Annotated in this window: 8 protein-coding genes, 3 tRNA genes and 1 pseudogene; 9 read left to right on the top strand and 3 right to left on the bottom strand. The window is 60.0% G+C overall.

The window, feature by feature from the left end:
- Positions 1-35 precede the first annotated feature (35 nt).
- The 6 genes from OYW20_RS17590 (at position 36) to OYW20_RS17565 (ending at position 3,949) form a co-directional block, all read left to right on the top strand.
- Entirely contained in the window at positions 36-797 is a 762-nt protein-coding gene (locus OYW20_RS17590; protein WP_268801172.1) for an SDR family oxidoreductase, read from the top strand.
- A gap of 185 nt (positions 798-982) precedes the next feature.
- Positions 983-1,058, top strand: a tRNA-Val gene (locus tag OYW20_RS17585).
- A 59-nt stretch (positions 1,059-1,117) separates the two neighbouring features.
- Positions 1,118-1,194: transfer RNA gene (locus tag OYW20_RS17580), tRNA-Asp, on the top strand.
- Positions 1,195-1,317: 123 nt separating this feature from the next.
- Positions 1,318-1,394: transfer RNA gene (locus OYW20_RS17575), tRNA-Asp, on the top strand.
- Between the two features lie 200 nt (positions 1,395-1,594).
- Positions 1,595-2,860, top strand: a complete 1,266-nt coding sequence (locus OYW20_RS17570) for a 3-phosphoshikimate 1-carboxyvinyltransferase (RefSeq protein WP_268797211.1) — start codon at positions 1,595-1,597, stop codon at positions 2,858-2,860.
- A 171-nt stretch (positions 2,861-3,031) separates the two neighbouring features.
- Positions 3,032-3,949: a DUF2242 domain-containing protein gene (locus OYW20_RS17565; RefSeq protein WP_268797210.1), complete on the top strand. Its 918-nt coding sequence runs from the start codon at positions 3,032-3,034 to the stop codon at positions 3,947-3,949.
- Between the two features lie 186 nt (positions 3,950-4,135).
- On the opposite strand, the pseudogene ilvA reads toward OYW20_RS17565, so the two are convergent.
- The 3 genes and pseudogenes from ilvA to OYW20_RS17550 all read right to left on the bottom strand — a co-directional run bounded on the left by ilvA (position 4,136) and on the right by OYW20_RS17550 (position 8,549).
- Positions 4,136-5,648: pseudogene (gene ilvA / locus OYW20_RS17560) on the bottom strand (threonine ammonia-lyase, biosynthetic).
- Between the two features lie 715 nt (positions 5,649-6,363).
- A complete protein-coding gene (locus OYW20_RS17555) occupies positions 6,364-7,404 on the bottom strand; it encodes an AraC family transcriptional regulator (RefSeq protein WP_268797209.1) in 1,041 nt (346 codons plus the stop codon).
- 2 nt (positions 7,405-7,406) lie between these two features.
- Positions 7,407-8,549: a nitrilase-related carbon-nitrogen hydrolase gene (locus OYW20_RS17550; protein WP_268797207.1), complete on the bottom strand. Its 1,143-nt coding sequence runs from the start codon at positions 8,547-8,549 to the stop codon at positions 7,407-7,409.
- A gap of 248 nt (positions 8,550-8,797) precedes the next feature.
- On the opposite strand from OYW20_RS17550, the gene OYW20_RS17545 reads away from it, so the two are divergent.
- From OYW20_RS17545 to OYW20_RS17535, 3 genes are all read left to right on the top strand, one after another.
- Positions 8,798-10,834, top strand: a complete 2,037-nt coding sequence (locus tag OYW20_RS17545) for an NADPH-dependent 2,4-dienoyl-CoA reductase (protein WP_268797206.1) — start codon at positions 8,798-8,800, stop codon at positions 10,832-10,834.
- A gap of 236 nt (positions 10,835-11,070) precedes the next feature.
- Positions 11,071-12,057 carry a 1-aminocyclopropane-1-carboxylate deaminase/D-cysteine desulfhydrase gene (locus tag OYW20_RS17540; RefSeq protein WP_268797205.1) on the top strand — a complete coding sequence of 329 codons (987 nt, stop codon included), beginning with the start codon at positions 11,071-11,073 and terminating at the stop codon, positions 12,055-12,057.
- Positions 12,058-12,200: 143 nt separating this feature from the next.
- Entirely contained in the window at positions 12,201-13,541 is a 1,341-nt protein-coding gene (locus OYW20_RS17535; protein WP_268797204.1) for an MFS transporter, read from the top strand.
- Positions 13,542-13,688 lie beyond the last annotated feature (147 nt).

Genomic DNA, 13,688 nt, shown 5'->3' with positions numbered 1-13,688 from the left:
GCTGATGGCGGATGTTTGCGGTGAGTGACTATGTGATGGAGGCGGCCTCGGTCCATAACGGTCGTGTCGCGCTGGTTACGGGCGCTGCACGCGGCATTGGTCTGGGCATCGCTGCATGGCTGCTCACCGAAGGTTGGCAAGTGGTGCTCGCGGATATTGATCGTCAGCGCGGGCTGCTCGTTGCCGAGGTGCTCGGTGAGAACGCCTCGTTCGTAGTTATGGACGTCGCCAGCGAAGACCAGGTGGCGGCCGGTGTGGCGCATGTGCTTGGGCTGTTTGGTCGTCTTGATGCGCTAGTGTGCAATGCGGCGGTTGCTGATCCGCATAACACCGTGCTTGAAAGCCTTGATCTGACCGAATGGAACCGCGTGCTGGCGGTAAACCTCGGCGGGCCCATGCTTCTGGCCAAGCACTGCGCGCCGTACTTGCGCGCGCACTGCGGCAGCATCGTCAACATCAGCTCAGCGCGCGCGCATCAGTCAGAGGCGGACACAGAAGCCTATGCCGCCAGCAAAGGTGGTGTGCTGGCCTTGACCCATGCGCTCGCGATCAGCTTGGGGCCCGAAGTGAGGGTTAACGCGGTCAGTCCGGGCTGGATCGACGCGCGTGATCCTTATGTGCGTCGTACCGAGCCTTTGTCGGATGCCGATCATGCTCAGCATCCGGCCGGCAGGGTAGGGACGGTGGAAGATGTCGCCTCGTTGGTGGCCTGGTTGCTGTCACGCAATGCCGGGTTCGTTACCGGGCAAGAGTTTGTGGTGGACGGCGGCATGAGTCGCAAGATGGTCTATTCGTAGAAGCAGCTGCAAGCTAGAAGTTTCAAGCTGCAAGTCAGATCAAAAGCGAGTCCGTGCGGCTCGTTTTTTTGCTTTTGGCTTGCAGCTTGAAACGTGCCGCTTGCAGCTGATGTAAAAAAAACTTCAAGCGGGCTATTGACTTAGCTTCGTCACCTGCGTAAATTTCGCGGCCTCAACGAAGCAAAGGGTGATTAGCTCAGCTGGGAGAGCAGCTGCCTTACAAGCAGCGGGTCGGCGGTTCGATCCCGTCATCACCCACCATCGTTGAGAGATACAGGTTGAAGCTTTCGGGTTTCAGCAGGACGAAAGTCCACCGACGCGCAGCGGTAGTTCAGTCGGTTAGAATACCGGCCTGTCACGCCGGGGGTCGCGGGTTCGAGTCCCGTCCGCTGCGCCATATTGTCAAGATCGGGTTTTCCGGGTCTTCGATTGAAAGCTTCAGGCTTTCGATCAGGGTTACAAGAAACAGGCGCTCGAAGCCGGTTTCAACGATTCAAACGGACGCAAGTCCGAGCGATACGCAGCGGTAGTTCAGTCGGTTAGAATACCGGCCTGTCACGCCGGGGGTCGCGGGTTCGAGTCCCGTCCGCTGCGCCATATACTGCTTCACGGCCTTGAACTCCTTGAAGCGACAAAGAAAGCGACCTTCTGGTCGCTTTTTTTGTGCCTGTAGTTTGGGGTGCCGGCGTGTGCAGCCGATGCAATGCTGCAGATCCTCTCAAGAAGTGACATTATTGCCGGCTTCTTATTAGCGGCTCGGCACGCTGCCTGATTTTCGTTTTTTGGAGAGCTGGACAATGGGCATGAACCAAACCATCACTGTTATTCCTCCAGGCGTACCCTTGACCGGGCATGTGTCGCCCCCAGGCTCGAAATCGATCACCAACCGCGCGCTGCTGCTGGCCGCGCTGGCAAAGGGCACCAGCCATCTTCGTGGTGCGCTGAAAAGCGATGACACCCGGCACATGTCCAACGCCCTGCGGCAGATGGGTGTGACCATTGATGAGCCGGACGACACCAGCTTTGTGGTCACCAGCACCGGTCAATTGCAGGTACCTGAAGGCCCTCTGTTTCTTGGCAATGCTGGCACTGCTGTGCGTTTTCTCACGGCGGCGGTCTGCACTGTCAACGGCAGCGTCACGCTGGACGGCGACCATTACATGCAGAAGCGTCCGATCGGTCCGCTGCTGGAGGCTCTGCTCAAGGGCGGTCTGGATGCACAAAGTGCCACTGGTTGCCCGCCCGTGGTTGTCCAGGGCGCTGGCTCGATCAAGGCCACGCGTTTCGAAATCGACGGCGGACTGTCCAGCCAGTACGTATCTGCGTTGTTGATGGTCGCAGCCTGTGGTGATGCGCCGATCGAAGTGGCGCTCACCGGCAAGGAAATCGGCGCCCGTGGCTACATTGATCTGACCCTCGCGTGCATGCGCGCTTTTGGTGCCGAAATCGAGTGCGTGGATGACGCGTTGTGGCGCGTATTGCCAACCGGTTACACCGCCTGCGATTACCACATCGAACCTGACGCCTCCGCCGCGACTTACCTCTGGGCTGCCGAAGCCTTGACCGGCGGCAAGATTGATCTGGGCGTAGCGGCAGACGCCTTCACTCAGCCCGACGCCAAAGCCATGGAAGTCATTGCTCAGTTCCCGCGTATGCCCGCCGTGATTAACGGCTCACAGATGCAGGACGCCATTCCTACGCTCGCGGTGCTGGCTGCTTTCAACGAAACGCCGGTGCGCTTCGTTGATCTTGCCAACCTGCGGGTCAAGGAGTGCGACCGGGTTCAGGCACTGCACGATGGCCTCAATCAGATACGTTCCGGTCTTGCCAGCGTTGAAGGCGATGACCTGCTCGTGGCGGCGGATCCTGGGCTGGCTGGCACTAATAGCCATGCGCTGATCAACACCCACTCCGATCACCGTATCGCCATGTGCTTTGCGTTGGCAGGTCTGAAAGTGTCTGGCATCAGGATTCAAGACCCTGATTGCGTGGGCAAGACCTACCCCGGTTACTGGCGAGCGCTTGAGTTTCTTGGTGTGCGGATGGAGCATGGCAATATTTGACCGATCAGAGGTCTGACTCCCAACGCAGGTCAGCGTCACCGCTGAACTGCCGCCCATGTTGTATCCGGATGGTTGCAAACTGTGCGTTGATCCTTCGCCATCGATGTTGCAGACTTACCCGCGTTTCCTATGTTCGGCAGTTCTGCCGACCGTTTCCTCCCAGGATGTTCGATGTCTAAATTACTGAGCTTTCGTACCGCATGCTGGGCGATTGCCTTGCTGGCCGCCGCAGGCTGCTCGTCCAAGAAGCCGACCGTTTACGAGCATGAAAATTTTGACGATGCCGGGACATTCTCGCGCAAATACCCAGTTGCCGACTCGGCCACCTGCGAGGCCGCCCGCCGTGCGCTGCTAAGTCAGGGTTACATCATCACCAGCAGCGATCCCAAGATCATCAGCGGCCATAAAAGCTTCCAGCAAACCGGCGAAACCCACATGGAGATCAGCTTTAACGTGGTGTGCGCAGCCGACGGCAACGAAAACAGTGCCACGATGTTCGCCAACGCCTTGCAGGACCGTTACGCACTGAAGAAGGTCAACAACTCGGCCAGTCTGGGCGTGGGCGTGCTGGGTTCGGTGTCGATGCCGATCGGTTCGACGGATGATTCAATGGTCAAGGTCGCGAGCGAAACCGTAGCGTCCCCCAAGTTTTATGACCGCTTCTTCGCGTTGGTGGAGAACTTCCTGCCACCCGAAGTGAAGAAAGCCGCGCACATCGAAGAGAAGCCCAAGACTGATCTGGGCATGCCCGAAGCGCCTGTTCAGGCACCAAAGCCTGCTGCGTTGACCGAGCAAAAGCCAGCAGCGGCGGCGCCTGCGACAACTGAGCCTGCGCCCGCGGCCCAGCCAGCGAGCAACGCTTCAACGCAGGCACCTGCTGCTACCGAGCCAACCCCGCCAGCCACTCCAGCGCCATTGGCTACGCCTGCCACTGAGACATCGCCTGACGCTTATAAGGGCAGCGAACCATTGCCTGCTCCGAGCGAGTCAGAAGCGTTCAAGGCGGAGGCGGCGCAAATGGAGGCAACGCCTGCTTCCGGGCCCGCAACTGCTCCGGCGACTGATACGCAAGCAACGCCCGCTCAGTAGATACGCTGCTGCATTCGCCGCGACGTTCGCGGCGAATGCTCAGGCGCGAGTTCATTAGCGCGGCATTGGGTCCTACCGGGCCTCAATTTGTAGGAGCTGAAGAGTTTACGAAGGCTGCGATGCGGTCAACCTGACGCACACCAATCGCGGCCTCGCTACGGCTCGTCAACGCCTACAGGTTTTGCATCAGCCCAAAAACAGCTTGTACGCAGGGTTATGGGTTTCATCCCAATACGGATACCCAATCTCCGCCAGCGCCGCCGGCACCAGATGCCGCTCATCCTCTGGCACCACCAACCCGGCCACTACCCGCCCATCTGCCGCGCCATGGTTGCGGTAGTGGAACATCGAAATATTCCACTGACCGCCCAGCTTGTTAAGAAAGTTGAACAGCGCGCCGGGCCGCTCCGGGAACTCGAAGCGGAACCACCTCATCGCTGACCCGCTCCGAATGCCCGCCGACCATGTGCCGCAAATGCAGCTTGGCCAGTTCGTTGTCGGTCAGGTCCAGCACCGGAAAGCCCTGCTCGGTGAGGCTTGAGATCAGCGCTTTGCGCGGGTCGGTCTCGGGATGGGTCTGCACGCCAACGAAGATGTGCGCCTCGCGGTCGGTGTGGTAGCGGTAGTTGAACTCAGTGATCTGGCGTTTGCCGATGGCTTCGCAAAACGCTTTGAAGCTGCCCGGTTTCTCGGGGATGGTCACGGCGATCACTGCTTCGCGGCCTTCGCCCAGTTCGGCACGCTCGGCCACATGGCGCAAGCGGTCGAAGTTGACGTTGGCACCGGAATCAATCGCCACGAACGTCTGCCCGGTCACGCCGTATTGTTCGGTGTACTTTTTGATCCCGGCCACACCCAGCGCGCCGGAAGGCTCGGTGATCGAGCGGGTATCGTCGTAGATGTCCTTGATTGCGGCGCAGATTTCATCGGTGCTGACGGTGATTACTTCATCGACGTAATGCTGGCAGATGTCGAACGTGTGCTTGCCGATCTGCGCCACCGCGACGCCGTCCGCGAACAACCCGACTTGCTGCAACACCACGCGCTCGCCATAGGCCATGGCTTGTTGCAGGCAATTGGAATCGTCCGGCTCGACGCCGATGACTTTGATTTCAGGGCGCAGGTATTTGACGTACGCCGCGATGCCGGCGATCAAACCGCCGCCTCCGACAGGTACGAAGATCGCATCCAGTGGCCCCGGGTGCTGACGCAATATTTCCATCGCCACCGTGCCTTGCCCGGCGATGGTGTCCGGGTCGTCGTACGGGTGAACGTAGACGTAGCCTTTTTCCTCAACCAGCTTCAGGGAATACGCCAGCGCCTCGGGGAAAGAGTCGCCGTGGAGCACGACAATGCCGCCTCGGGAGCGTACGCCCTCGACCTTGATCTCCGGGGTGGTCTTGGGCATGACGATGGTGGCTTTGACGCCAAGGGTCTTGGCGGCGAGCGCCAGGCCTTGCGCGTGATTGCCTGCCGAGGCCGTGACCACGCCGCACGCGAGATCTTCCGGGCTCAGTTGCGCGAGCTTGTTGTACGCGCCGCGAATCTTGAACGAGAACACCGGCTGCAAGTCTTCGCGCTTGAGCAGCACCTGATTGCCAAGGCGCTCGGACAACCGGCGCGCGCCGTGCAGCGGGGTTTCCACGGCGACGTCATACACGCGGGAGGTGAGGATCTTCTTGACGTAGCGGTTGAGCAGGTCGCCATCGACCAGAGGGTTAGCCAGCCGTTGGTTCATGGTGTCGGACTCGTCAGCAGGTTCTGGACGATGCGTATGGAGGAGGTGGCAACAAGGAAAAGGCGGATAAAGATCATGTCTGGCTCCTGATTTCAGCTATTTGGCCCAGGAGACAGAAAGAAAAAACCCGCCTCTAGGGCGGGTTGTGTGCAAACGTCGGCTAACCCGCCATGACTGGAATGGCGGTAATAATTATCTGGCCGAGGAAATGCTTGGTTACGTTCATGGCAAGAAGACTATGGCGGGCAGGTCCGCGCCGTCAAGTGGCATGAATGGGTGTCACCTGCCTGATACGACATCACTACCGCCGCGTGAATGAGTTCGGGGCTACGGGGCAAGTCGGCTTTAAGGATGAATGGTCACTTCCCACAGATTTGTGACTGGCGGTGTCAGATGATTCCTGATCACTTGCGCGAACTTTCTTCATCGGCTAGATATTCGTTTAACTGACTACGCCAGAAACCTTCATTTTTTCGTCATGACGGCACTTTAAGGTGAGGGCCGTGGTCAGTGATTCACTCGCTGAAAACAGCAGTGCACGACAACCGAAACGAAGAAACCAGCCACGAGGGCATGCGTTATGGACGACTATCAAGAAGAGCTTCTGGAATACAAAGCGTACGAACTAGACCCTGTAGAACCCGCTGACGACGCAACCGAGCTGTAGGACGTTGCGTTATGCGGTATGACGTTGGCTACGGCGGAACTCCCCGGGAGTCTGACCGTTCCAGCGTTTGAAGGCGCGTTGAAAGGCTTCGGCCGACGCGAAACCCAGTAGATAAGCGATCTCGCCAAAGGCCAGTTCCGTGTCACGGATGTAAGTCATTGCCAGATCGCGGCGCGTGTCATTGAGGATCGACCTGAAACGTGTGCCTTCGTCGGCCAGTTTGCGGCGCAGGGTCCAGGTCGGCAGCTTCAATCGCGACGCCACTTCTTCCAGATCGGGCTCTCGCCCACCATTCAATAACGGTCCAAGCAACTGAGTGATTTTTTCACCCAGGCTGCGGGTCCGTGTCAGCTGCTCCAGCTCCCGTTCACACAACGTCAGTAAATGCTGCCAGGTGCTGGGGCAGTGATCCGGGTTGCGCAGCCCGAGACTGTGCTGGCTGAGGCGCAACTGGTTGACGCCAGCGTCAAACAGCGGCGGATGCTCGCTTAAATCTGCATACCGAGCGGCGTAGGGCGGCGCGTCGAACTCGATCTCCAGCTTTTCTGCGCGCAACGTCGTGCCCGCCAAAATCGACAATTGATGCAGCCAGCCGCTGAGAATCGAGTCCACCACAAATCGGTTGTAGGCGTTGTAGGGGCTGATCGAATAAAAGCGCAGCCACGCACCGCTGGCGTCCTCATGAAAGCTCGACTGCCCGCGATAATTGGAGCCGTACAGCGCTTCAAAACGAATCAGTGTCCGCGCAGCTTCCCGAACGGTTGGCGCTTGCGCCGCAGTCACGCCGGCCATTCCGGACTGGCTGAGCCGACTCAACTGCCCCATGCGCAAACCCAGCCACGGCGCGTTACACAGTTCAATCGCCGAATGCCCCAGACGCATATAGCGCGCAATCGATAGTCGCGCGCCGGCTTCGCCCAGCCTTGCTGCGTCCAGACCATACTGCTCAAACAGCGGCGCGGGGTCATGACCGACACTGCGCACCGCGTCCGCGAGGCTGTGAACAAATCCCACGGATAAATCACCGAGCCGTACACGAGGTGTCGGCATGTTCATAGCCACAGGTTAATCAGGCGCGCGCCATGTCCAGGCTTCATGCCTTTGGGCGTTACGCCGGGAGGCGGTTCAGGGATATGTTGACCGCTTCGGCTGGCGAAACTGTCCCCCGCGCTGCCTTGATCCCAGAACTGCCCTCGCATGAATACGCTGATGCCTGCGCGGGCGGAGCGGGTGGGGGCCAGTGTCAGGCGTTTCCAGGCCTCGCCTTCGGTGAGGGGGCCGGGCTCGACGTGCAGTTCGTCAGGCAGTTTTTCTGCGCGCCATGGCCGTGACCAGGCGCCATTGCCAGCGACAAACGCCGGAACCGCAATCAGCTCAGCACCTTTTTCATCCAGGCGCGCGTAATTGCGCGGGTACCAGCTGTCGCTGCCGATCAACGTGCCGAGGCGACCTGCCGGCGTATCAATGACATTGAGCGGCGCATCCTTGCCCGCACGGATATAGCTGCTCAGGTACCAGGCCGGGAACAGTTGCCGTTGCGGTTGCCCCATCGGCCGGCCGTCCCGACCGAACACCACACTGCAGTTGTAGAGCGCGCCGTTGCCCGCCTGCAGTTGACCGTCTTCTACAGACGGCCCCGGCAGCACGATCGAGCCTGCCACCAGCGTGACCCCGAATTCTTTTGCCAACCCACCAAACACCGTTTGATAGTCACGGGCCATGCTGCTGGCTTTCATACGGATGTGGGCATCATCGACGCGACTTTCTCCCTTGGCGCGAAGCATGGCATTGGCAAATTGCATCGGGTTGCTCACCGCAAGCCAGTTCATGGCCTCTTCGATGGTGGTGGCTTGGTAGAACTGGGACTTTTCGTTTACCGCAAACAACCAGGTGCCGATATGTTCGGGCAGCACGACGATGGTTTTGTCGTTGATAAACCCTTGGTCGCGGGCCTGTTGAAGGTAGGCGGCGAGCTTGCGGTGCAGGCGCTCCGGGCTGGAATAATCGGCGGGGAACAGTTCCGGCTGAATGCCCAGAAGATTGCCACGCCCCCCCGGTTTGCCGTCGTTGAGCACAACCTGGATGCGCAAGTCGCTTAGGTAGTGACCGGCGTGCCGTTTGCTCGTCCACAGGCTGTAGCTGACGAAGATGATCACCAGCAGCAACGCGGTGGAGAGGCCAAGAATTTTGCGCATGAAGAGATGGACACTGCCGTCGAGGTGACTGATCGCACAAGGGTAGGGCGCCGCTGATGACTTGCCAACCCTCGTTGCGCATTTGGATCAATAAGTTGTCACTTTCAGTCATTGAGGGTGACCGAAGCGCTGTTTACTGTTTGCGGCATGAACAGCGGGCTATCGTCAGTGTCGATGGTCACGCCGCTTACTTTGACGAGTGCCTTAAGAGTGCTCGCACCACGTGATGATGCTTGATGGAGTTTCCAATGACCGCCGCCCACTACCCGCACCTGCTGGCCCCGTTGGACCTGGGTTTCACGACGCTGCGCAATCGGGCGTTGATGGGTTCGATGCACACCGGGCTCGAAGAAAAGCCCGGAGGGTTCGAGCGTATGGCGGCGTACTTTGCCGAGCGTGCCCGCGGCGGTGTCGGCCTGATGGTCACGGGCGGTATCGCGCCCAATGTCGAGGGCGGCGTGTATTCCGGCGCGGCCAAACTCACCACCCCGCAAGAAGCCGAACACCATCGCATCGTCACCAAAGCCGTGCATGAGGCGGGCGGCAAGATCTGTATGCAGATTCTGCACGCCGGTCGTTATGCCTATAGCCCGAAACAGGTCGCACCCAGCGCCATCCAGGCGCCCATCAATCCGTTCAAGCCTAAAGAGCTGGACGAAGAAGGCATCGAAAAACAGATTCAGGACTTCGTGACCTGTTCTTTGCTGGCCCAGACTGCCGACTATGACGGCGTCGAAATCATGGGCTCGGAAGGGTATTTCATTAACCAGTTCCTGGCCGCTCACACCAACCACCGCACGGACCGCTGGGGCGGCAGCTATGAAAACCGCATGCGCTTGCCGGTGGAGATCGTACGCCGGGTGCGCGAGGCCGTCGGCGCGCAATTCATCATCATTTACCGGCTGTCGATGCTCGACCTGATCGAGGGCGGCAGCACGTGGGAGGAGGCGGTCATCCTGGCGCAGGCGATTGAAAAAGCCGGTGCCACGCTGATTAATACCGGTATCGGCTGGCATGAAGCGCGCATTCCGACCATCGCCACCAAAGTGCCGCGCGCAGCATTCGCCAAAGTAACGGCCAAGATGCGCGGTTCAGTGTCGATTCCGCTGATCACCACCAATCGCATCAACACGCCGGAAATCGCTGAGCAGATCCTGGCCGAAGGGGATGCCGACATGGTGTCCATGGCGCGGCCGTTTCTGGCTGACCCGGACTTCGTCAACAAGGCGGCTGCCGGTCGCGGTGATGAAATCAATACCTGCATCGGCTGTAATCAGGCCTGCCTGGACCACACGTTTGGCGGCAAGCTCACCAGTTGCCTGGTCAACCCGCGTGCCTGTCACGAAACCGAACTCAACTACTTGCCGGTCACTCAGCTGAAGAAGATCGCCGTGGTGGGCGCCGGACCTGCGGGTCTGGCGGCTGCCACTGTTGCGGCCCAGCGCGGGCATCACGTCACGCTATTTGACTCGGCCAGTGAGATTGGTGGTCAGTTCAATATCGCCAAGCGCGTTCCGGGCAAGGAAGAGTTCTTTGAAACGCTGCGTTATTTCGGCCGCAAGCTGCAAACAACCGGCGTCGATGTGCGCCTGAATACGCGTGTGTCTGTGGACGAGTTGAAAGGCGCCGGTTACGACGAAATCATCCTGGCGACCGGCGTTGAGCCGCGCACGCCGGCGATTCCGGGCATCGACAACGCCATGGTGCTGAGTTATCTGGACGTGATTCTGGAGCGCAAGCCGGTGGGCAAGCGCGTGGCGGTGATCGGCGCCGGCGGTATCGGTTTCGATGTGTCCGAGTTTCTGGTGCATCAAGGTGTGTCGACCAGCCTCGACCGCGCGGCCTTCTGGGACGAGTGGGGCATTGATGAGACGCTTGAGGCTCGCGGCGGTGTGGCCGGCATTACTGCGCACCCACACGCTCCGGCGCGTCAGGTGTTTCTGTTGCAGCGCAAGGCCACCAAAGTCGGCGACGGCCTGGGCAAAACCACTGGCTGGATTCACCGCACAGGCTTGAAGAACAAACAGGTGCAGATGCTCAACAGCGTTGATTACCTGAAGATCGACGACGCCGGTTTACACATTCGCATCGGTGACGGCGAAGAGAAACTGCTCGCAGTGGACAACGTGGTGATATGCGCCGGGCAGGATCCGCTGCGAGAACTCTACGATGATCTGAAGGACGCAGGTCAAAGCGTGCACCTGATCGGCGGCGCCGACGTCGCGGCAGAGCTGGACGCCAAGCGTGCAATCGATCAGGGCTCGCGGTTGGCGGCTGAGTTGTAAGCCCCTTCATGAAAACCCCCTCGATTCCCGGTGTTGGAACAGTTGTCCTCGAGACCCACACCGCTTCAGCGGCCTACGAGGAACCCGTTGGCGCAAGGCTTGCCCGCGAAGCTTTCTGACGCGCATTACCGCCGGGCATGATCCCGTGGGAGGGCGCTTACTCGCGATGACTTTCGCCCAAGCACCGAACAAGGCCAATGCTAAACTGCGGCCTTCTTCGCTTGCCGATCACCTCCATGCTCCCCGCAGACCAAACCTTGCCGTCCGCCCCCCTGCAACGTCTCGATCTGCCTTGGCTGATCGAGGCGGGCGTTGAGGTCGCCATCCTGCGTCTGGACCTCATCGATCCGCTGATCAGCGGCAACAAGTGGTTCAAGCTCATTTATCACCTGAAGGCGGCCCAAACGGCCGGTGCCGCAGGGTTGATCACTCTTGGCGGGGCGCATTCCAATCACCTTCACGCACTGGCTGCTGCCGGTAAGCGCTTTGGTTTCCAGACGGTTGGGCTATTGCGCGGGCATCCGCAGCAGACGCCTACCATCGAAGACTTGCAGGCATTTGGCATGCAGCTGCATTGGCTGGGTTACGCCGGTTATCGGGCGCGGCACGAAGCGGATTTCTGGCTGCCGTGGCGCGAGCTATACCCGCATCTTCATGGCGTGCCTGAGGGCGGCGGGGGGCTGGAAGGCGCGCTGGGCTGTGCTGAAATCGTGCGTCAGGGGCGTTCGCAGCTAGACGCGGTGGGTTGGACCGACTATGACGGATGGTGGCTGGCATCCGGAACGGGCACAACCCTCGCCGGGCTGGCGCTGTTCGAAGAGGGGGTTCGCACGATCCATGGCGCCATGGCGGTGCCACAAGGGCACGGCGTGCCTGAGAATGTGGCGGCGATTATTCACAAACACTGTAGAAGCGCGCTTGCCCGCGAAAGCGGCGTGTCAGGCGACGACAAAGCTGCAGACCAAAACCCATCGCGGGCAAGCGCGCTCCTAAGACGCTGTCATGTGTTGGACGCCAGTCGTGGCGGGTTTGCTAAAACCGATCCGCATCTGCTCGCCTTTATCGATAACTGCGAACTGCAGACCGGTATCCCTCTGGAACCGCTGTACACCGGCAAAGCGCTGCTGGCGTTGCACGACGAAGTGCGGGCGGGACGCTTGCCCGGCGGTACGCGGCTGATCTTCGTGCATACCGGCGGTTTGCAGGGCAAGCGGGCGATCTAGGCGCGCGCTCCTATCGCTGGCATGAATCATGCGGCCCAGACGTATCGATGCGTCGGTTCTGGGTACGTAAACGGCACTTCTGGAGTCAACCGTTCGCGCCTGTGTCCTGATAATCGTCCCATCCCATATGCGCCGAGGTTTTCATGACTACTGCAGCCATAGAGCAGGTCCACCCTGCCACTTTGAGAAAAGTCATCGTCGCAGCGGCTATCGGTAATTTTGTCGAATGGTTCGACTTCGCCGTGTATGGCTTTCTCGCCACCACCATCGCTCAGCAGTTTTTCCCCAGCGGTGATGCCAGTGCGGCACTGCTCAAGACCTTTGCGGTGTTCGCCGTGGCCTTCGCCTTTCGGCCGCTGGGCGGGATCTTCTTCGGGATGCTGGGCGACCGCATCGGCCGCAAACGCACGTTGGCATTCACCATTCTGCTGATGGCAGGTGCGACCACGATCATCGGATTGCTGCCGACGTACGCGGCGATTGGCGTCATGGCGCCGATTCTGTTGACGCTCATTCGCTGCGCACAAGGCTTCTCGGCCGGGGGCGAATACGCTGGGGCGTGTGCCTACTTGATGGAACACGCGCCGCGCAATCAGCGCGCCTGGTATGGCAGCTACGTTCCGGTGTCGACGTTCTCGGCGTTTGCGGCAGCGGCGATGATCGCTTATGGGCTTGAGTCCTCGCTGTCCGCAGAAGCAATGGGCAGTTGGGGCTGGCGCTTGCCGTTTCTGATCGCCGCGCCACTGGGTCTGGTGGGTTTGTATCTGCGCTGGAAACTGGATGAAACCCCGGCGTTCCAGGCTGTGACGCAGGAGCACGCCGTTGCCCATTCGCCGCTCAAGGAAACCCTTCGCCATCATGGCGCCGCGATTTGCTGCCTGGGTGCGTTCGTTTCCCTCACGGCGCTGTCGTTCTATATGTTCACCACCTATTTTGCGACCTACCTGCAAGTGGCAGGCGGTTTGACCCGCGCTAACTCGCTGCTGATTTCGTTGATCGCGCTGGTATTCGCCGCTGCAATCTGCCCGCTGGCAGGCGCATTTTCCGATCGTGTCGGGCGGCGGATGACGGTCCTCACGGCCGGTGTCCTGCTGATCGTGGTGGTCTATCCCTCGTTCCTGATGGCCAGTTCCGGGTCGTTCGTGGCCTCGATCATCGGCGTCATGCTGCTGGCCGTCGGTGCCGTGCTGTGCGGCGTGGTCACGGCAGCGTTGCTCTCAGAGACGTTTCCTACACGCACGCGTTACACCGCTTCGGCGATCACCTACAACATGGCTTACACCATTTTCGGCGGGACGGCGCCGCTGATGGCGACCTGGCTGATCGGCATGACCGGCAGCAATTTGTCACCGGCGTTCTACCTGATGGCGATTGCCTTGTTGGCGCTTGCGGGTGGGTTGGCGTTGCCGGAGACGTCGAAGGTGTCGCTGCACGAAGTGGAAGGCTCGCTGACCCAGCGCTCTGCGGTGGGATCTATCGCCTGACGCAGAACCGTTGTAGGGGCGCGCTTGCCCGCGATAGGGTCGTGTCAGACACAAGAATGGCGCAGACATCATCCCATCGCGGGCAAGCGCGCTCCTACACGGATCTTCATCATGTCTTGGCAACAAAACGTGGCACTCACGCCCCAA

The sequence above is a fragment of the Pseudomonas sp. BSw22131 genome, assembly GCF_026810445.1.
In the GTDB taxonomy this organism is placed as follows: Bacteria; Pseudomonadota; Gammaproteobacteria; order Pseudomonadales; family Pseudomonadaceae; genus Aquipseudomonas; species Aquipseudomonas huanghezhanensis.
This window is presented reverse-complemented; position numbering and strand designations above follow the sequence as displayed.